Here is an 18,866-nt window from a genome sequence, read left to right as displayed (position 1 = left end):
TGCGTCAGCACGCCTGCAGATATCTTCCTTGTCTTTCGTACTCTGCTGAACTGTCTTAAATGCATTATTTATCAGGACTGTTATAATAAAAGTATGACAAAATAAGAAAACAGCTATGCAAGAGCAGCAGATAAAAATATCTGTACTCTTCATAGCTGTTTTTATGTATGGTTTATATATGGTAAAGCTATTGACTACATGGATATCAGGTTAAAAGAGCTTCTGCTCAGATGCTTTTTTATCCGTAAATGGTCCTGCGACAGTTTTGACATCTCTGTGATTTCCAAAGAAATCCTGATTAAAGATAATCGGGCTTCCGTCAGGATTTTCGTATTTCTGCTCCGGTTCGAATGCCATACCAAGTGTTTCAGTTGAGATGATACCGTCGTTTTCTTCTTTGATGATATCATACAGGTTGGTCTTCAGATACCAGCCATCTTCTTTCTCTTCAACAGAGATATCTACAGTGTGTTCTGCATCTGTGACTGCATCTGTTTCTTTTTCCCATGCACGTGCTCCATTGAAATAGAGATTGCCGGATGCCCATACAGGAAGATGATCATAATAGCAGTTGCCTGTTGTCTCAGAACCCATTCCGCAGTAACCTTCGAACTGTCTGTTCCATTCATCAAAGGTTGGATATCCGTTAAATTTGAAAGTTCCTGTGATCACATTGCAGTCATCCCACATATTTCCATTGTTACCCATAAGATCAGCTAGATCCTGCATACAAGGACGGATCGGTTTCTGAACGAAGATGTTGTTGTAGAATCTGTCATCTCCATGAAGGATGGTCATAAATCCTGCAACCTGAGTTCCGTGTTTGGTGTGATATGGAGTATATCTGGGAGATGGAATATCAGGTGCACCGTTGTCTGTACCGATACCAACAGAAACGAAGCCGCCGCAGATCAGGTTATGTACAAGGGCAACACCCTGGGTTGCAATTTTCAGTGCACGGTCAGACAGCAGGATATTGTGGTCGATCAATGTCGGACCATGGGAAACCTCAACGAAGATATCTTCTCCTACGCTTGTGACAGCGTCATCCCCTGCCTCGAAGTCATTAGGAAGAGCATTGTCATGGAAGAGATTTCCTGTAACGCGGGTTCCCTGTGCCTGCCAGTCAAGCCACAGACCACGGGTGCAGTTGTGGATATGGTTGCGGCGGAAAATAACATCGATAGCAGCATGCATTTTGATACCGCCGATCTCTGCTCCTGCCAGATTCTGCTTGTTGTTAATGTGATGAATATGGTTGTCTTCAATAACAGAGAATACGCCTCCAAGATGTCCTACAATACCTGTCTGACCGCAGTCATGGATTTCACATCTGCGCACAATATGGGAACCGATGTGTTCTTTATCCCATCCTTCATAGGAAGCCTGGCAGATGCAGTCGCGTTCTGTCTGAGTTCCGTCTTTGTATTTCCACTTTAACCATTTGTTATCATTTTCAGGCTGCAGATATTTACCAAGAGAAATACCGCTGCATTTGGATTCATAGATTTCACAGTCTTCGATGATCCATCCTTTGGACCAGTGAGGACCGACCATTCCCTCCTGATAAGCGGTAGGGGGAGCCCACTGAGTAGCAGCCTGACTGATGCGGAAACCGGAGAGAGTGATATATCCGATTCCTTCACTTTCCGGATAGAAGCAGTTTCTTCTTACACTGATCTCAACATTTTCTTTATTGGGATCTTTTTCATGGAAGTTTGCATAAATAATTGTCTGATTATTGGATTCATCCTGTTCTGCGTACCATGTATATACAGAGAAATCAGGATCCCATGAGATAGTACTTTTTTGTGGATTTTTAACTTTATCCAGAGTGGTTACTTCATACATGGATTTTTCATTCAGATATACATCTCCTGTATGAGCAATAAATGTAGCGATAAACCAATCTCCGGATACCAGGGTAGTAAATGGGTTATAATCACCGAAGATTCCGTTCGGAATGACTGCTTTCCATACAGTGCCTTCTACATTTTCCCAGTCTTTGACAGCTTCACTTCCTGTAATGTGCGCCTGTCCTTTTATTGCAGAACGGTAGGTGATACGCTTGTCTGCCGTTCCAGCGTGAATCGGATTAACAGCTTCACGGTATAATCCCGGTGCAACGATGACTTCATCTCCCGGAAGTGCCTTTGCAGCGGCCTCCTGAATAGTTTTGAATGGATTTTCTTTTGTTCCGTTTCCGGTCTGGATCACGGATGCATCAACGTAAATAATCATTATAAAACCTCCCGGCCTTCTGGCCTGAATCCTTCTGTTTGCGGGCGAAATGCCCATAAGATATGTAATCTAGTGTAGCATGTAGATATGCAGCTAAACAATGGAATCCTGTGTCATTTTGTATGAATTTTGTGATGATTCTATGACTATCACTGATAATATTCTGGGATGTGTTTGGGATGCACAAGGATTACTTACAGAATTTGATATTGGCAGCCTCTTACGGGATAGGCTTCCTTTCTGTTATTAACAATTTTCGAAAAAAGTTCACAAAAAACATCTTGACCATCAAAGAAACACAAGTTATAATCCCCTATATAAAAATTTTCGTACAAAGAGCAGACAATGGGGTCTGAGAAAGAATCCCATTGTCTGCTCTTTTTTGCGTACTACGAAGATTTTTGTTGCTGTTCACACACCATTATCCCGCGAGGTGTTTTGGCATGAATATGCCAAAATCCCGAGACATACAAGCCAAAATTCTATTGCCGCAGGCAATCTGGAATGAATTTTGGCTACGTTACTGAGAACGGAGTGAACAGTAACAGATTTTTGTATATTATAATCCGCACAATTCGAGAGGAGGAATATCATGAGGCTGAATCCCAAAGAACAGGAAAAATTAATGCTTCATATGGCAGGAAATCTTGCAAAAGAGAGAAAGGAAAGAGGTCTGAAACTGAATTACGTGGAGGCACTTGCGTATATCAGTTCTGAACTCCTGGAGCTTGCAAGAGATGGTAAAACAGTAGTAGAGCTGATGCAGCTTGGAACCAAGATTCTTACAAAGGATGACGTAATGGACGGTGTTGCTGATATGATCGGTGAAGTCCAGGTAGAGGCAACATTTCCGGATGGAACCAAGCTTGTGACAGTACATAATCCAATTCAGTAAGGAGGAGAATGAGCATGAAGATCGGTGAAATTATGGCCGCAGATCGTGAGATCACACTTAATGAAGGCAAGAAAACAGTGACAGTAACAGTGGCAAACAAAGGCGACAGACCGGTTCAGGTCGGTTCTCATTTTCACTTCTTTGAAGTAAATAAATGCCTTTCTTTTGACAGGGAAAAAGCCTATGGATATCATCTGGACATTCCTTCAGGAACATCTGTAAGATTTGAGCCGGGTGAAGAAAAAGAGGTTCAGCTTACAGAAATGGGCGGCAGACAGAGAGTATTCGGACTGAATGATCTCACCCGCGCACAGGCAACTGACGATACAAAAGCAGCATCCATGGAAACTGCGAAATTAAAAGGATTTCTGTAAGGAGGGACAATAATGAGTACAAAAATTTCCGGAAGCAAATATGCGGCAATGTATGGCCCGACTACAGGAGATAAGGTACGTCTGGCAGATACAAGCCTTGTGATCGAGGTAGAAAAAGATTATACAACCTATGGAGACGAAGTAAAGTTCGGCGGCGGCAAGACAATCCGTGACGGTATGGGACAGTCTGTAAAAACCTGCAGTAAAGACGGAGATCTGGATCTGGTAATTACCAATGCATTGATCGTAGACTCTACAGGAATCGTAAAAGCAGATATCGGTATCAAAGACGGCAAAATCGCAGGAATCGGTAAAGCCGGAAATCCGGACATCATGGATGGTGTGACACCCGGAATGACAGTGGGTGCATCTACAGAAGCACTTGCAGGAGAAGGAATGATCGTAACTGCAGGTGGAATTGATACCCATATCCATTTCATCAGCCCACAGCAGATCGATTGTGCATTATACAGTGGTGTAACTACTATGATCGGAGGTGGTACAGGCCCTGCAGACGGTACAAATGCAACTACCTGTACACCAGGACCATGGAATTTGAGAATGATGTTAAAGGCAGCCGAGGAATACCCGATGAACTTAGGCTTCCTTGGAAAAGGTAACTGCTCAGACGAAGCTCCTCTCATTGAGCAGGTCAAGGCCGGAGCTATGGGACTGAAGATTCATGAGGACTGGGGTGCAACACCTGCAGTTATCAATCACTGTCTGAATGTGGCAGATGAATATGATGTACAGGTTGCCATCCATACAGATACATTAAATGAAGGTGGATGTGTGGAAGATACACTTGCAGCCATCGGCGGCAGAACCATCCATACTTATCATACAGAGGGGGCAGGCGGTGGACATGCACCGGATATCATTCGCGCAGCAGCAGCTCCGAACGTACTGCCATCCTCCACAAACCCAACAATGCCATACACAGTAAACACTCTGGATGAGCATCTGGATATGCTGATGGTTTGCCATCACCTTGACAAGAGAATTCCGGAAGATGTTGCATTTGCAGATTCCCGAATCCGTCCTGAGACAATCGCAGCAGAGGATGTTCTTCATGATATGGGTATCTTCAGTATGATGAGCTCTGACTCTCAGGCTATGGGACGTGTAGGTGAGGTTATTACACGTACCTGGCAGACAGCAAGTAAGATGAAAGATGAGAGAGGTGCACTTCCGGAAGATGCAGGACATGACAATGATAATTTCCGTGTAAAACGTTATATCTCCAAATATACCATTAATCCGGCAATCACACACGGTATTTCCCAGTATGTGGGTTCTGTGGAAGAAGGTAAATTCGCAGACCTCGTTCTCTGGAATCCTGTATTCTTTGGTGCAAAACCGGATATTATCATCAAAGGCGGTATGATCATTGCATCTAAGATGGGCGATGCAAATGCATCCATTCCGACTACACAGCCGGTTCTCTATCAGCCAATGTTTGCAGCTCATGGAAAAGCTAAGAACGAAGCTTGCCTGACCTTTGTATCCCAGGCTGCCATGGATGAGAATGTAAAAGAGAAATACGGTCTTGAGAAAACTGTAGTACCTGTAAAGGGATGCAGAAATATCAGCAAAAAAGATATGGTATTTAACGACAGAACACCGGAACTGACTGTAGATCCGGAGACATATAAGGTTACTGTTGACGGCGAAGAGATCACTTCCAAACCGGCAGAGAAGCTTCCGCTGACACAGCTTTACAGTCTGTTCTAAAAATTCTGAATAGTTACAATCTGGTTATCTGATCATAAAAATGATATTCGCAGGACTGTTATTTATGGAGTTTTGTGAGAACTTTTATAAGAACTTACCAAACAATATAATGACAGTCCTGTCAGATTTAACAGAAAAATATACTGAAGAAGCAGGAGAGGAGAGAATATTATGTTAGGAGTTTGTCTTTTGTTCGTAGGAATCGTACTGATCAACAACGGTATGTGTTCTTTATACAATGTAGACGGAAAATCAACCGCCATTATGAACATCTTTACAGGTGGTCTTTCTTTATTTATTAACTTTGTCAATCTGGTGCAGGGCAATTATTATGCAGCAGGAACAGGATTACTGTTCTGCTTTACCTATCTTTTCGTAGCCCTGAGTAAATTCCTGAAAGCAAGCCCTATCCCATTTGCATGGTTTTCTACTTTTGTAGCCATCAATGCGGTAATCTTCGGTACAATCGAGGGATTTACAGGAAGCACTGCACTGGGAATCACACCGGATCTGCGTTGGGCAGCAATCTGGTATCTGTGGGCAATTCTCTGGGGAACTGCTTTCGTAGAAGATATCTGCGGAAAAAAACTGGGAAAATTCGTTCCATATCTTCAGGTATTTGAAGGAATCGTAACTGCATGGGTTCCTGGAGTTATGATGTTGCTTCAGATTTGGTAAGATTCAGGAGGTCGAAAATAATGCTGTGTGAACAGGTTTTGGGAAAGCTTCATGATTTTGATACTACAGGAAAAACAATAGAATATGTAGATATCGAATGGCACGAAGCATTCAAGAAAATACATAAAAAAACAACAGACAAAGGAATAGAAGTGGGAATCCGCATGGACGATTCCATTCTCGCCAGAGGTCTGTATCAGGATGATGTAATCTACGCAGATGATGAGAAGCTTGTAGTGGTAAATACACCGCCATGCGAAGTTATCCGTGTTTCTCTGACTCCGGGACATGAGAAAATGTCTGCAAAAGTCTGCTACGAAATCGGAAACAGACATGCACCGCTTTTCTGGGGAGAGAATGATACGTTTATCACGATCTATAACGAGCCAATGCTTGTTATGCTTCAGAAAATCCATGGAGTTCAGGCGGAGAAAGAAGTGCTGAAGCTGGATTTTGACAGGAGAATTTCTGCAAGTATTCATAATCATCATCATTAATAACAACGGAGGTTCTTCATGTCAGAAAAACAGTTCTATCTTCTACAGGTAAATGATGCGCTGTTTCCCATCGGAGGATATTCTCATTCCCAGGGACTTGAGACTTATATTCAGCGTGGAATTGTCCACAATGTAGATACAGCCAGAGAGTATATTACTCACAAAATCAAATGGAATCTTGCGTATACAGAACTTCTGGCAGCTAGACTTGCATACGAAGCTGCAGAGAAAAAAGACCTGCAGGAACTTCTGTACCTGGAAGAACTTCTGGAAGCATCCAGAATTCCTATGGAACAGAGAGAAGCTGCCAGAAAAATGGGTTCCCGTTTTGCCAAGACCATTGAAAAGCTTGGACTTTCCATCAGCGAAACAGGGATTTTCAGAGAATATCTGGATGCAAGAAAGGGAAAAGCAGTAAATCATTGCTGTATTTACGGAGTTTTCTGTGCAGAAATGCAGATTCCTCTGGAAGAGGCGCTGACACATTATCTATATGCCCAGACATCTGCAATCGTCACCAACTGCGTAAAAACAATCCCCCTCAGCCAGACATCCGGGCAGCAGCTTCTGAGCGGATGCTATGGGGAATTTGATGAGATATTAAAGGATGTCATGAACAGAAGCGAGGAGGACTTATGTCTCTCTGCGCCTGGATTTGATATCAGAGGAATCCAGCACGAGAAGCTGTATTCCAGATTATATATGTCGTAAGAAAGAAAAGAGGAAATCGGTATGTCATACGTAAAAATCGGAGTTGCCGGACCTGTGGGTTCCGGAAAAACAGCACTTATTGAAGCACTGTCAAGAAAGATGGCAAAGGATTACAGCATTGGTGTCATCACAAATGATATCTACACAAAAGAAGACGCCCAGTTCCTTGCAAAGAACAGCGTTCTTCCTGTAGAGAGGATCATTGGTGTAGAGACAGGCGGATGCCCTCACACAGCCATACGTGAAGATGCTTCCATGAATCTGGAAGCAGTAGATGAGATGATGGAACGCTTCCCTGATATTGAACTTCTTTTCATCGAAAGCGGCGGAGATAACCTGTCTGCAACATTCAGTCCGGAGCTGGTAGATGCAACAATCTTCGTCATTGATGTAGCAGAAGGAGATAAGATTCCGCGTAAAGGCGGTCCTGGAATCACACGTTCTGATCTTCTTGTAATTAATAAGATAGACCTGGCTCCATATGTAGGTGCAAGTCTCGAAGTAATGGAAAGAGACTCCAAAAAAATGCGTGGTGACAGACCATTCCAGTTTACAAATATTCGCGGAGATGAGAATGTAGATAAAGTAGTAGAGTGGATCAAGAAGAACGTACTCTTAGAAGGAATGTAAAGGAAAATGCCTATGGATAACAAATTCGGAAAAATATCCCGCATCAGCGCCTGCGCAGCCTTAAAAGACGGAAGGACTATTCTGGAAGATCTGTCTTTTACAGCACCATACAAGATCATGATGCCTTTCGAAAAAGAAAACGGTGGGATCCAGATCATGCCGCTCTGTGCTTCCGCAGGAATTATGGCAGGTGATTCCCAGGAATTTTTCTACCATGTAAAGGAAGGTGCAGATCTGGAAGTCCTGTCCCAGTCCTTTGAGAAAATCCACAAAATGGACGAAGGCTCAGCCGCCCGAACTATTGAAGTGCAGGTAGACAAAAACGCCACATTATATTACTATCCACAGCCGGTGATTCCTTTCGCACAGTCAGCCTTTGACAGCAAAATGACTATCCATCTGGAAGACGAAACCTCCCGTTTATTCCTGCTGGAGATCATCTCCTGTGGTCGAAACGCTCATGACGAACGTTTTCAGTACCGCAGATTCTCCTCAAAAGTCCTGCTGTACAGAGGGGACAAACTCATCTATCGCGACAACACCCGCTACGAACCGGACAAAATGCCCATGGAAGGAATCGGAATGTACGAGGGCTACACACATATGGCAAACCTGTTCCTCTCTAAAATCTGCAGCAGAGATGGTGAAAGTTGCAGTCAGGAATCCGGGAGTGTAAAGTCAGCGGATTCAGCAATCAATCTGGAACTTCAGGAAAAAATCTGGCAGATCCTTGACGAAGATTCAGAAATAGATGGCGGAGTTACCCGTCTCACAACCGGAGATCTGGCATTGAGAATCTTCGGTCATCGTGCTCAGAAACTGCAGCAGGTAGCGGAAAAAATAAAAAAAATATACGAAAATGAACGGACATAAAAGTGGCGGGGTTTCCCGTCACTTTGATATGTTGCCTGGAGCGAAGTGAACAGGAAGAAAAATATTATGAAATTTGTAAACAGAATAATAGTTGCTATTTTGAGTAGGACATTTTATAATAAAAATGATAGCTAAGAGATAAAATGATAAGAGGAAAAAATATGGCAACTATTAAAGATATTGCAAATGCGGCAGGCGTATCGGTTGCAACGGTATCGCATGTTGTTAATAATACACGTTATGTCAGTCCTGAATTACGTAAACGAGTTGAAGAAGCGATTGCAAATGCAGAAACTCCTCCAAATTTTGTGGTAAAAAAGAAAATGCAGGAAAAAGAGCGGAAAAAAAATAAGATGCTGATGGAGGAGCAGAAAGCAATTGTAGCAGATGCAGGACCGGAGTTTTATCTCTATCTTACATCATCTCCTTTTGCCCACTTTGACAGTTCTGTTGAACAGGAATTACGTAAACTGGCAGGGGAGCAGGGATGTGAACTGGTTCGTGTAAGCATAGAAAGTGAAGGAATGCTGGAGTTTTTAACCTGCAGTTTGATTAATTCCTCAAAAATGAAGGGTATTTTTGTTACTGCTTCTGTAGCAACAGAAAAACTTAGTGAAATACTTAATTCAGTTTCTGTGCCTGTTGTGATCATTGGAAACAGCATTCCGGGTGTGGCGTGTGACAGGGTAAGCACTGCGAATGAAGAGGGTGCTTATAAGGCGACTATGCATCTGATCCGTTCGGGACATGAAAATATTGCGATTTTGTGCGGCAGTGAAGATAGGGAATTTAATCGTGAGCGGATTGAAGGGTATAAACGGGCATTGCGGGATAATCAGATTCCGATTCAGGATCAATATATTGTTGATGATCTGAAAGGTAAAGTATCTGTAAAGATTGCCCTGGATAAGCTTTTGAATGATGTACACCAGCCATCTGCTATTTTTGTGGCTAATCTGGATACCATATATCATGTTTATAATTATATTTCCGAGCATGAAATCGAGTGTCCAAAAGATCTTTCGGTTGTGTGCTTTAATGATTTTTCCTGGGCAACCCTGATAAATCCACCGACTACTACTGTGAAACAGGATGTAGATCAGATCTGTAAAGAGGCCTTTTTGTGTATTCAGGATAGAATTAAAGAAATTCAAACGCAGTCAGAAAAAAGTGAAGCGAAGACTATTTTGCTTCCTAATCAGCTTTGCGTTAGACGTTCTACCAGCGGGATTGGAAGAGGACCTTTTGGTGAAAGGGCAGGAGATATATCAGATTTAGTGTTGACAGAAGAAGAGAAGGAAGAATGTCAGAGACATACTTTTACTGCGGCAATGTCTTTTCATTATTCAGGAAAATCCCATTCTCTGCTTCTGGAAGAAGGAATCCGCAATATATTTGATAAATTCAATATTCAGATTATTGCAGTTGTAGATGCTCATTTTGATCCGGAATTGCAGTCAAAGCAGCTCAGAAGCCTTAAGCTTCTGGAACCGGATATCTTGATCTCAATTCCAACAGACACAAAAATCACATCACAGGCATATCATGAGATTGCAAGTGGAAAAACAAAAATGATATTTATGTCTAATATACCAAATGGTTTCAAGGCGAATGATTATGTAAGCTGTATTTCTGTCAATGAGCGTTCTCATGGAAGAAATATTGGCCGGGGACTTGGAGAAAATCTGAGAAAAATGCGTTTGACAAATGTTGGCATGATGAAACATAAATCAGAAGATTTCTATGCCACCAGACAAAGAGACAGTGCTGCAGAGCAGATTATTGTGGAAGAATTTCCGGAATTAAAGATCTGTGATACGAAAACCTTTGTCAAGGCAGAAGAAACATATGAATTAACAAAACAAATGTTAGAGGAACATCCTCAGATCGAGGGAATTTATGTTTCCTGGGATGCACCGGCAAAATATGTATTGAATGCCCTGACAGATATGGGAAGAGAAGATGTTATTGTATCAACCGGTGACCTGGAATATAACATTGCATTAAACCTGGCTAAGGGTGGAATGGTAAAAGCGATCAGTGCACAGATGCCGTACGAACAGGGAGAGGCAGTTGCGACTGTTGCAGTAAAAGCTCTTCTGGACGAAGTGGTGCCATCCTATATTGGCGTGGAACCGGTGTATGTGGATCGGTATAATCTGCAGAAAGTCTGGCAGAAATCGTATAAAGAGCCTTTGCCTGAAGAGATTAAACAGGCTTTAAACTGGACTTGCCTGAATGAAATATAGAAAAATATAAGACGATTATAGAAAAATAGAAACAGGATCGACTTCTATTAGATATTTGAAAATAGAATGTCAGGTCCTGTTTTTTTTATTTGAGAGAAAAATATAGTTAAATATAGAAAAATAAACAAAAGCAGAAGGGGATAAATGTGAAAAGTGCCGAAGTGAATGATAATGCCAACCTTAGGATTGACAGCAAATAGAATAAATGATATAGTAAAGCTACAATAAATTTACGTAAATTTAACCAATCAGAAAAATATAGAAAAACGAAAGGTATAGGGTGCAGAAATGAAAATTGGGTATATGACAAATGCTTTTGGACCACTTGTTGGTGCCGGTGGTGGAGTAACTAGTGTGAAGGATATTCGTTACGTAACAATGACAGATGATGAGGCTACATTAGAGCAGATTACCAAGATTGGATTTAAGAGTATCGAAGTCCTGGAAGGCAATCTTACAAATTATGCGGATGATCCACAGGTGTTAATTGATATGCTGGCCAAATACGGTGCGGATATGATGAGTGTTTGTGTAGGAGCAAATTTCATTTATCAGGACGCATTGGAAGACGAAATGGTTCACTTAAGAGCAGTTGCTGAAATGGCAGCAAAGGTTGGCGTCAAATACTTTGTAATCTGTGGTGGTGCTATCAGAGGAAAAGGAATCCAGCCGGGTGATGTGGAACTTCTCGCAAAAGGCCTTTCAAAAGTAATGGAAATTACAGAAGAGTATGGACTTGTAGCATGTTTCCATCCTCATCTTGGATCTATCGCAGAGAAACCGGAAGAGATCGATGCACTCTTTGCAGCATCTGATATCAAGATCTGTCCGGACCTGGCACACTTAAAAGCCGGCGGTTATGATCCGTTGACCTTTATCAAAAAATACTATGACAGAATTGCTTTCATTCATTTGAAAGATCTCCATGATAATGGTACATTTGCACCTCTTGGAACAGGAAATGTTGATAACAAAGGTGTCATCGAATATGTAAAGAGCAAAGGCTATGATGGAGACTGGTTAGTAGAATGTGATGCATGGCCAAATGATCCGGTTGCGGATTGTAAACAGTCTTATGAATACTTAAAAGGTTTATTATTTTAAATTTTAATTATTAATTATTAATTGGGGGATAGCAAAATGAGAAAAAAAATAGTAGGAATGCTTACAACAGCTACTTTATTAACAATGGCATTAGCAGGGAATGTACAGGCTGCAGAAATCCGTTCTGTGGGACCGGATGGTGAAGCGGCAGTAGATGCCTCCACTATTGAACTGACAGATGATCAGATCGCACAGATCAAAGAAGGCGGATATACAGCTGCAATCTGTCTGCACTATGGCGGAAACGACTGGTCAACTTCTCAGCAGAAGGGACTGGAAGATACTTTTGGAGAACTTGGTATTGAAATTGTGGCTGTAACAGATGCTAACTTCTCAGCAGAAACACAGGTATCTAATATTGAAACAGTTATGGCAAAAAAACCTGATATTCTCGTTTCAATTCCTACAGATGCTACTGCAACAGCAGATGCTTACAAACAGGCAGCAGCAGCTGGTATTAAAATTGTTTTCATGGATCAGAGAGCTAATGGTCTGGAAGCAGGAAAAGACTATGTAAGCGTTGTATCTGCAGATAACTATGGTAATGGATATGCATCAGGAACTGTTCTTGGAGATGCTTTAGGCGGAAAAGGAAAAGTTGCAATGGTTTACTATGATGCAAACTTTGCTCCTACAAACCAGCGTGATGAAGGTTTCCGCGATGCAATGAAAAATTATCCGGATATTGAAATTGTAACAGAGCAGGGCTTCACAGATGAATCCGGCTGTGCTGAACAGGGAGATGCTATTCTTACACAGTTCCCGAACATTGATGGTATTTATGCAAGCTGGGATGTGCCTATGGAAGGTGTTCTTTCCGCTGTAAGAGCAGCTGGTATGGAAGGAAAAGTTACTCTGGCATGTAATGACCTTGGTAATAACGTAGCGCGTGAGATCGCATCCGGAAATATTGCAGGTGGTGGTGCTCAGATGCCATATGATCAGGGTGTTGCAGAGGCAAAACTGGCAGCATTGGCACTTCTTGGCGAAGAAACACCTTCTTATGTAGCTGTTCCTGCTGAAACAGTTACTCATGAGAATGTAATGGAAGCATATACAGATGTATATCATGTTGAAACACCAGACTGGTTAAAAGAAGCTTATGTAGAGTAAGACAATTTCAAATAATAGATAGGGGAACAAAATGAGCCAAAGCATTTTAAAAATGGAGCAGATTGTAAAATCTTTTGGTGCAGTAAACGTATTAAAAGGCGTTGATTTTGATCTTGCAAAAGGTGAAGTGCATGCTCTTGTTGGCGGTAATGGAGCCGGAAAATCCACTCTGATGAAGATTATGACCGGTGTTTACACAAAAGACAGTGGAAAAGTCATCATAAAGGGTGAAGAAAAAGAAATTAAAAGCACAAATGATGCAAAAGAAAATGGAATCGCTATGATTTTCCAGGAGATGTCCCTGGTTCCGAGCCTGACGATCGCAGAAAATATATTTTTGGGATATGAGCTGAAAAAGCATGGTATGCGAGATGTTAAATTGATGAAACAGGAAACAGAGAAGGTTTTAAAACGATTAGGTCTGGATTTAGATCCGGGTACACCGGTTTCAGAACTGAGTGTTGGTTTGTGCCAGATGGTAGAAATTGCCAAAGCCGTTTCCAAGAATGCATCTATTTTGGTTTTTGATGAGCCATCTGCAGCTTTATCTGATTCAGAAACGGAGTTCTTATTTAAGATGATCCGTCAGCTGAAAGAAGAAGGCGTATCCATGGTTTATATTTCTCACAGAATGAACGAAATACTTGAAATATGTGATAGAGTAACAGTTATTCGAGATGGGAAAAAGGTAATTACAGAAAAAGTAGAAAATCTGACAATGGAAGAGATCGTAGCTCAAATGATGGGAAATGAAGCAAAAGAAACAAAGTTTGAGTATGTTCCCAGAGAGTATGATCGCAACGCAGAGGATCTTCTTACTGTAAAACATTTAAAAATTAATGACAAAATCGATGATATCAACTTTAGCATCAAACCCGGCCAGATTCTTGGTCTGGCCGGTCTGATGGGAGCCGGCAGAACGGAAATCATGGAAACTCTGTTTGGTCTTAGAAAGGCTGTAAGTGGAAGCATTGAACTGGAAGGTAAAAAGGTTGAAATCAAAAATCCTTCCGATGCAGTAGCCTGTGGTTTTGCACTGGTTCCGGAAGACAGAAGAAAAGAAGGACTGGTACTTTCGCATACCATTAAAGAAAATGCTATTCTTCCGATTTCTGCCCAGTTGGTAAAAAATGGGATATTTAATGATGATAAGGCAGCACATGATATCGTTGAAAAAAATATCCAGGATCTGGGAGTTGTAGCTGACAATATGAATCAGGAGATCAGGTTGCTCTCAGGTGGAAACCAGCAGAAGATTGTTATTGCAAAATGGTTAAATTCCAATCCTAAAATTTTTATGTTTGATGAGCCTACAGCAGGTGTTGATATCGTTGCGAAAGGTGAGATCATATCTATTATCAGAGAGTTTGCGGATAAGGGTGGCGCAGTAATTTTTGCTTCATCCGAATTAGCAGAAATGATGGCAATCTGTGATGACATCATAACAATTTTTGATGGAAAGATCACAGGAAGAATAGGCCGCAAAGAACTTATGAAAGAGGAGGAACTGCAACATGCAATCCAGAGAAAATAATAAAAAAATACAGATGAGCAAATATATGGTGTATATCGTTCTGGCAGTTGTATTTGTATTCTTCGCAATTGCATTAAGAGATAACGGTTTCGCCAGCACACAGAACCTTTTAAACATTTTAAGACAGACAGCTATGATCTCAATTATGTCAGTAGCCGGTGTGTTTGTGTTAAGTGCAGGCCAGATTGACCTGACAGTTGGTTCTAACACAGCAATGAGTGCCATGTTAGTGGCTCTGGTTTTAAAGTCTACCAACAATATTTTCCTTGCTCTTATTGTTGCCCTGATTTTTGGTGTCGCAGTAGGTGTCATTAATGGTTTGCTTGTGACCAGATTAGGACTTCCTGCTTTCCTTGCTACTTTGGGAATGATGCAGGTGATCCGAGGTGCAGCAATGTGGATTACAAATACAGAGGCAGTGCCGATTTCAAATACAGTATTTAATACTATATTCGGTACAGGATTTGTGGGACCTATTTCTGTTCTGATCCTTTGGACTATTTTATTCTACATTTTAGGTTATATACTTTTCAACAGAACACCATTTGGAAAACATACTCTGGCAACAGGTGGAAATCAGATGGCTGCTCAGTATTCAGGAATAAAAGTACAGAGAATCAAGATGTATGTCTTTATGTTATCCGGAGCACTTTCTGCTTTTGCAGGTGTTCTGTATGCAGGACGTATGCAGTCAGGAAGATATTCCTTTGGTGACGGTGACGAAATGTCTGTAATCGCATCGGTTGTTCTCGGTGGAGCATCTATGGCAGGTGGAAGTGGTTCTATTATTGGAGCTCTTGCAGGATCTATTCTTATGGGAATGATCAGCAATGCTTTGATTCTTGCAAACCTCTCATCTGCACAGCAGAAGATGGTAAATGGTTTTATTATCATTGCAGCAGTTGCACTTAGCAACCTGGCGCAGAGAAAGAAATCAAATTAATTAAAGAAGATTTATAAAAGTAAAGATTGATATATGTGATTAAAATTAAAAATTAAAAAAATATTTATATTATGATGATTACGGAGGGTTAGATCATGAAAAAAATGAACATTGGTTTAGTAGGCGCTGGTTTTATGGGAAAAGCACACATGGTAGCATTTTCAAATATGCCAAAACTTTTTACAGATGCACCATTTATCCCTGTATTTAAAACAGTATGTGACATTGTTCCTGAAATCGCAGAGGATTTCAAAGAAAGATATGGATTTGAAAAAGCATGTACAGACTGGATGGATATTATCAATGATCCTGAAATCGATATTGTAAGTGTTTGTACACCTAATAATGAACATGCAGCAGTTTCCATTGCAGCATTAAAAGCCGGAAAACATGTAATCTGTGAAAAACCGATCGCATCCACAACCGAAGATGCGAAAGCAATGGCTGAAGCAGCAGCAGAGGCAGCGAAAAAAGGTATAGTTTCCATGAATGGTTACCAGTACCGTCGTGTACCTGCAATTGATGAAGCGAAAAAGATCATTGAATCCGGAAGACTTGGCGAGCTGACAAATATCAGAACTCAGTATCTTCAGAGCTGGTCTGCAGACCCATCTTCTCCATTATCCTGGAGATTTGAAAAAGCAACTGCCGGAGCAGGAACACTTGGTGATATTGCTACACATGCACTGGATATTGCTCAGTATCTTGCAGGAAATATTTCTGAAGTTGTTTCTATTGTTAAAACATATATCACTGAACGTCCGGTACAGGAGGGCGGAGTTGACCTTCTTGGTACTGTAAAATTAGGACCGGATGCAAAGAGAAAACCGGTTGATGTTGACGACGAGGTAACAACACTTCTGAAATTTGAAAATGGAACTATCGGAAGCTGCGAAGCAACACGAATGGCATGGGGAAGAAACAACTATATTACATTAGAGGTTCATGGAACAAAGGGAAGCATTTCCTGGTGCTATGAACGCCTGAATGAGCTGAATGTATGCTATGGAATGGAAGATCAGGATGGAGAAAGAGGATTTAAAACAATCTACACAGGTCCTGCAAACCCACATGGCGATGTAACATGGAACATTCCGGGTATGAATATTGGATATGGTGAGTTAAAAGCAATTGAAATGTATGAATTTGGAAAAGCAATTGTGGAAGGATATCAGCCATCTACTAACTTTGGTGTTGGATACAGACTGGATCGAGTTTGTGATGCAATTCTTGAGTCCAATGAAACAGGTTCCTGGGTTAAAGTTAAATAAATGTGCGTAATTAAGTAGGAAAAACGCGATGATAAGAGTTGGAATAATCGGATATGGCTATATGGGCCAGCTCCATAAAAAAAAGATAGTTCAAAGTGGTCAGGCAAGTGTAGTTGCAATTCTTGATAAAGAACAAAGACGACGAGAAGAAGGTCTGTCTGATGGATATCATGTATATTCGGAAAAACAGCTGGAAACATTTTTCAAAGAAACTATGGATCTTGTCATCGTGGCAACTAAAATCGAAGAACGTGCATATTATGCCACTCAGGCAATGACTGCCGGTTTCCACGTTTTATGTGAGAAACCGGTGGCCATGAATATGAAAGAACTTGAAGAGATAATTGCTATATCTGATAAAACAGGAAAAAAATTCACAGTACATCAACCGAGACGCTTTGACAGAGATTATCTGATGTTAAAAGAAGTGATCGACAGCCATGTGATCGGTGATGTTCATACCATAGAGTCACGTGTTCATGGAGAAAGAGGAATCCTTTTCGGATGGCGTGGCAGAGAAAAATCCGGTGGAGGCTTATTGAACGATTGGGGAACACATCTGATCGACCAATATTTACAGTTGTTTCCGGAGGAAAAGGTGATTCGCATCGAATGCAGGATGAGATCAATTCTTGTAGAAGATGTCGAAGATTATGTGGAATTAAATTTAACATTCTCAAATAATGTATATGCAAAAATCGTCTTGACAACATTTGCTTTATGTGAAATGCCGCGATGGTTTGCACTTGGCAACAGAGGAACTTTGCGTCTGGATGATATGACAGGAGAAAACGGAAGCATTGTTCGTCTGAAAACAGAAGTAGATGTTGAAGAGTTATCGAAAAGGGGAAGCGTTGCGCCCAGTCTGACGTTAGCACCTCTGGACAATCTTTATAAAGAGAAAATTCCTCTGCCAAATGAAGGCGATACGACTATGTGTTTCTGGAATAGTCTTATTGCTGCATTGAAGGGAGAAGGAGAGTTCCTGGTGAAAACGGAGGATACCATACGTCAAATGAAAATTCTGGAGGCAGCCAGGCTTTCAAGTGAGACAAATCAGAGTGTTGATGTAAATATTTGATGAAAGGAAATTGACTATGAAGTTTGGACTTTTAACAGCAATTCTTGAAGGTACAACATTTGAAGAAGCAGTTGACTTTGCAGCAGAGAATCAGCTGGAATGTCTTGAAGTTGCCTGCTGGCCAAATACAGGTGGGGCTAAGAGACGCTATGCTGGTGTATGTCATATTGATGCGGAAGCATTAACAGAAGAAAAAGCTAAAGAAATCATCCAGTACTGTAAAGAGAGAAATGTAGAGATTTCATCTCTGGGATACTATCCAAATACACTTGATCCGGATCTGGAAAAGAGAAAACAGTATATTGATCATATTTATGCATTGATAGATGCCAGCAGTATGTTAAATGTAAATATGGTTACAACATTTCTTGGAAGAGTACCGGACAAAAATGTTGAAGAAAACCTGGAAATTGTAAAAGAAGTATGGCCTCCGATCCTGGAATATGCGAAGGAAAAAGGCGTAAAAATCGCTATTGAAAACTGTCCTATGTGGTTTACTGCAGACGAATGGCCGGGAGGACAGAATCTGATGACTTCTCCGGAAAACTGGAGAAAAGTATTTGAAGTACTTCCGTACGATAATCTTGGCTTAAATTATGATCCTTCTCATTTTGTATGGCAGCAGATTGATTACATTAAACCAATTTACGAGTTTAAAGATAAGATTTTCCATGTGCATTACAAAGATATCAAAATATACCAGGATAAATTAAATGATGTTGGTATTATGGCATATCCTTTGAAATACATGTCACCGAAATTATGTGGTCTTGGAGATGTTGACTGGGGCAAATATGTATCAGCATTAACAGACATTGGTTATCAGGGCTACAGTGTAATTGAAGTAGAAGATAAGGCTTTTGAAGGCAGTCTTGATAATGCTAAAAAAGCAGTGAAGCTGTCAGCAAAATATTTAAGAAATTTCGTTGGTTGATTTC

General features: G+C 41.0%; 17 protein-coding genes. 16 read left to right on the top strand and 1 reads right to left on the bottom strand.

The window, feature by feature from the left end:
• Window positions 1-210: 210 nt before the first annotated feature.
• A complete protein-coding gene (locus ACTNC0_RS03570; RefSeq protein WP_441086370.1) occupies window positions 211-2,241 on the bottom strand; it encodes a right-handed parallel beta-helix repeat-containing protein in 2,031 nt (676 codons plus the stop codon).
• 592 nt (window positions 2,242-2,833) lie between these two features.
• On the opposite strand from ACTNC0_RS03570, the gene ureA reads away from it, so the two are divergent.
• The 16 genes from ureA to ACTNC0_RS03490 all read left to right on the top strand — a co-directional run bounded on the left by ureA (window position 2,834) and on the right by ACTNC0_RS03490 (window position 18,862).
• Window positions 2,834-3,136 carry an urease subunit gamma gene (gene ureA / locus ACTNC0_RS03565; RefSeq protein ID WP_008705098.1) on the top strand — a complete coding sequence of 101 codons (303 nt, stop codon included), beginning with the start codon at window positions 2,834-2,836 and terminating at the stop codon, window positions 3,134-3,136.
• Between the two features lie 14 nt (window positions 3,137-3,150).
• Complete coding sequence (gene ureB, locus ACTNC0_RS03560) at window positions 3,151-3,510, top strand: urease subunit beta (protein ID WP_019163039.1); 360 nt, start codon at window positions 3,151-3,153, stop codon at window positions 3,508-3,510.
• A 12-nt stretch (window positions 3,511-3,522) separates the two neighbouring features.
• Window positions 3,523-5,244 carry an urease subunit beta gene (gene ureC, locus ACTNC0_RS03555; protein WP_118136090.1) on the top strand — a complete coding sequence of 574 codons (1,722 nt, stop codon included), beginning with the start codon at window positions 3,523-3,525 and terminating at the stop codon, window positions 5,242-5,244.
• Window positions 5,245-5,415: 171 nt separating this feature from the next.
• Window positions 5,416-5,922 carry an AmiS/UreI family transporter gene (locus ACTNC0_RS03550; RefSeq protein WP_008705095.1) on the top strand — a complete coding sequence of 169 codons (507 nt, stop codon included), beginning with the start codon at window positions 5,416-5,418 and terminating at the stop codon, window positions 5,920-5,922.
• A gap of 20 nt (window positions 5,923-5,942) precedes the next feature.
• Window positions 5,943-6,419: an urease accessory protein UreE gene (locus ACTNC0_RS03545; RefSeq protein ID WP_441033444.1), complete on the top strand. Its 477-nt coding sequence runs from the start codon at window positions 5,943-5,945 to the stop codon at window positions 6,417-6,419.
• Window positions 6,420-6,437: 18 nt separating this feature from the next.
• Entirely contained in the window at window positions 6,438-7,130 is a 693-nt protein-coding gene (locus tag ACTNC0_RS03540) for an urease accessory protein UreF (RefSeq protein WP_008705090.1), read from the top strand.
• Window positions 7,131-7,151: 21 nt separating this feature from the next.
• Entirely contained in the window at window positions 7,152-7,760 is a 609-nt protein-coding gene (ureG, locus tag ACTNC0_RS03535; protein WP_008705089.1) for an urease accessory protein UreG, read from the top strand.
• A gap of 12 nt (window positions 7,761-7,772) precedes the next feature.
• Window positions 7,773-8,633: an urease accessory protein UreD gene (locus ACTNC0_RS03530; protein ID WP_441086369.1), complete on the top strand. Its 861-nt coding sequence runs from the start codon at window positions 7,773-7,775 to the stop codon at window positions 8,631-8,633.
• 161 nt (window positions 8,634-8,794) lie between these two features.
• Complete coding sequence (locus ACTNC0_RS03525; RefSeq protein WP_441086368.1) at window positions 8,795-10,882, top strand: LacI family DNA-binding transcriptional regulator; 2,088 nt, start codon at window positions 8,795-8,797, stop codon at window positions 10,880-10,882.
• A 288-nt stretch (window positions 10,883-11,170) separates the two neighbouring features.
• Entirely contained in the window at window positions 11,171-11,986 is an 816-nt protein-coding gene (locus ACTNC0_RS03520) for a sugar phosphate isomerase/epimerase family protein (RefSeq protein ID WP_118330563.1), read from the top strand.
• A 36-nt stretch (window positions 11,987-12,022) separates the two neighbouring features.
• Entirely contained in the window at window positions 12,023-13,099 is a 1,077-nt protein-coding gene (locus ACTNC0_RS03515; RefSeq protein ID WP_441086367.1) for a substrate-binding domain-containing protein, read from the top strand.
• Window positions 13,100-13,130: 31 nt separating this feature from the next.
• Window positions 13,131-14,633 (top strand): sugar ABC transporter ATP-binding protein, encoded by a 1,503-nt coding sequence (locus ACTNC0_RS03510; RefSeq protein WP_118330565.1) that lies wholly within the window; start codon window positions 13,131-13,133, stop codon window positions 14,631-14,633.
• Entirely contained in the window at window positions 14,614-15,576 is a 963-nt protein-coding gene (locus ACTNC0_RS03505) for an ABC transporter permease (protein ID WP_441086366.1), read from the top strand. The genes ACTNC0_RS03510 and ACTNC0_RS03505 overlap by 20 nt, the downstream gene beginning before the upstream one ends.
• Before the next feature lie 95 nt (window positions 15,577-15,671).
• Window positions 15,672-16,847 carry a Gfo/Idh/MocA family protein gene (locus tag ACTNC0_RS03500; protein WP_118330567.1) on the top strand — a complete coding sequence of 392 codons (1,176 nt, stop codon included), beginning with the start codon at window positions 15,672-15,674 and terminating at the stop codon, window positions 16,845-16,847.
• A 28-nt stretch (window positions 16,848-16,875) separates the two neighbouring features.
• Window positions 16,876-17,928: a Gfo/Idh/MocA family protein gene (locus ACTNC0_RS03495; protein ID WP_441086365.1), complete on the top strand. Its 1,053-nt coding sequence runs from the start codon at window positions 16,876-16,878 to the stop codon at window positions 17,926-17,928.
• Window positions 17,929-17,944: 16 nt separating this feature from the next.
• Window positions 17,945-18,862 (top strand): sugar phosphate isomerase/epimerase family protein, encoded by a 918-nt coding sequence (locus ACTNC0_RS03490; RefSeq protein WP_118576030.1) that lies wholly within the window; start codon window positions 17,945-17,947, stop codon window positions 18,860-18,862.
• The last annotated feature ends 4 nt before the right edge of the window (window positions 18,863-18,866 follow it).

This window comes from Blautia sp. HCP3S3_B11 (genome assembly GCF_052064435.1).
Classification (GTDB): Bacteria; Bacillota; Clostridia; order Lachnospirales; family Lachnospiraceae; genus Blautia_A.
This window is presented reverse-complemented; position numbering and strand designations above follow the sequence as displayed.

What these genes read in the sequence shown, in the direction of transcription:
- ACTNC0_RS03525 (WP_441086368.1), top strand. Translation starts at nt 8,795, where the DNA reads ATGGCAACTATTAAAGATATTGCAAATGCGGCAGGCGTATCGGTTGCA.
- ACTNC0_RS03540 (WP_008705090.1), top strand. Translation starts at nt 6,438, where the DNA reads ATGTCAGAAAAACAGTTCTATCTTCTACAGGTAAATGATGCGCTGTTT.
- ACTNC0_RS03530 (WP_441086369.1), top strand. Translation starts at nt 7,773, where the DNA reads ATGGATAACAAATTCGGAAAAATATCCCGCATCAGCGCCTGCGCAGCC.
- ACTNC0_RS03510 (WP_118330565.1), top strand. Translation starts at nt 13,131, where the DNA reads ATGAGCCAAAGCATTTTAAAAATGGAGCAGATTGTAAAATCTTTTGGT.
- ureC (WP_118136090.1), top strand. Translation starts at nt 3,523, where the DNA reads ATGAGTACAAAAATTTCCGGAAGCAAATATGCGGCAATGTATGGCCCG.
- ACTNC0_RS03545 (WP_441033444.1), top strand. Translation starts at nt 5,943, where the DNA reads ATGCTGTGTGAACAGGTTTTGGGAAAGCTTCATGATTTTGATACTACA.
- ureA (WP_008705098.1), top strand. Translation starts at nt 2,834, where the DNA reads ATGAGGCTGAATCCCAAAGAACAGGAAAAATTAATGCTTCATATGGCA.
- ureG (WP_008705089.1), top strand. Translation starts at nt 7,152, where the DNA reads ATGTCATACGTAAAAATCGGAGTTGCCGGACCTGTGGGTTCCGGAAAA.
- ureB (WP_019163039.1), top strand. Translation starts at nt 3,151, where the DNA reads ATGAAGATCGGTGAAATTATGGCCGCAGATCGTGAGATCACACTTAAT.
- ACTNC0_RS03570 (WP_441086370.1), bottom strand. Translation starts at nt 2,241, where the DNA reads ATGATTATTTACGTTGATGCATCCGTGATCCAGACCGGAAACGGAACA.
- ACTNC0_RS03490 (WP_118576030.1), top strand. Translation starts at nt 17,945, where the DNA reads ATGAAGTTTGGACTTTTAACAGCAATTCTTGAAGGTACAACATTTGAA.
- ACTNC0_RS03515 (WP_441086367.1), top strand. Translation starts at nt 12,023, where the DNA reads ATGAGAAAAAAAATAGTAGGAATGCTTACAACAGCTACTTTATTAACA.
- ACTNC0_RS03500 (WP_118330567.1), top strand. Translation starts at nt 15,672, where the DNA reads ATGAAAAAAATGAACATTGGTTTAGTAGGCGCTGGTTTTATGGGAAAA.
- ACTNC0_RS03520 (WP_118330563.1), top strand. Translation starts at nt 11,171, where the DNA reads ATGAAAATTGGGTATATGACAAATGCTTTTGGACCACTTGTTGGTGCC.
- ACTNC0_RS03505 (WP_441086366.1), top strand. Translation starts at nt 14,614, where the DNA reads ATGCAATCCAGAGAAAATAATAAAAAAATACAGATGAGCAAATATATG.
- ACTNC0_RS03550 (WP_008705095.1), top strand. Translation starts at nt 5,416, where the DNA reads ATGTTAGGAGTTTGTCTTTTGTTCGTAGGAATCGTACTGATCAACAAC.
- ACTNC0_RS03495 (WP_441086365.1), top strand. Translation starts at nt 16,876, where the DNA reads ATGATAAGAGTTGGAATAATCGGATATGGCTATATGGGCCAGCTCCAT.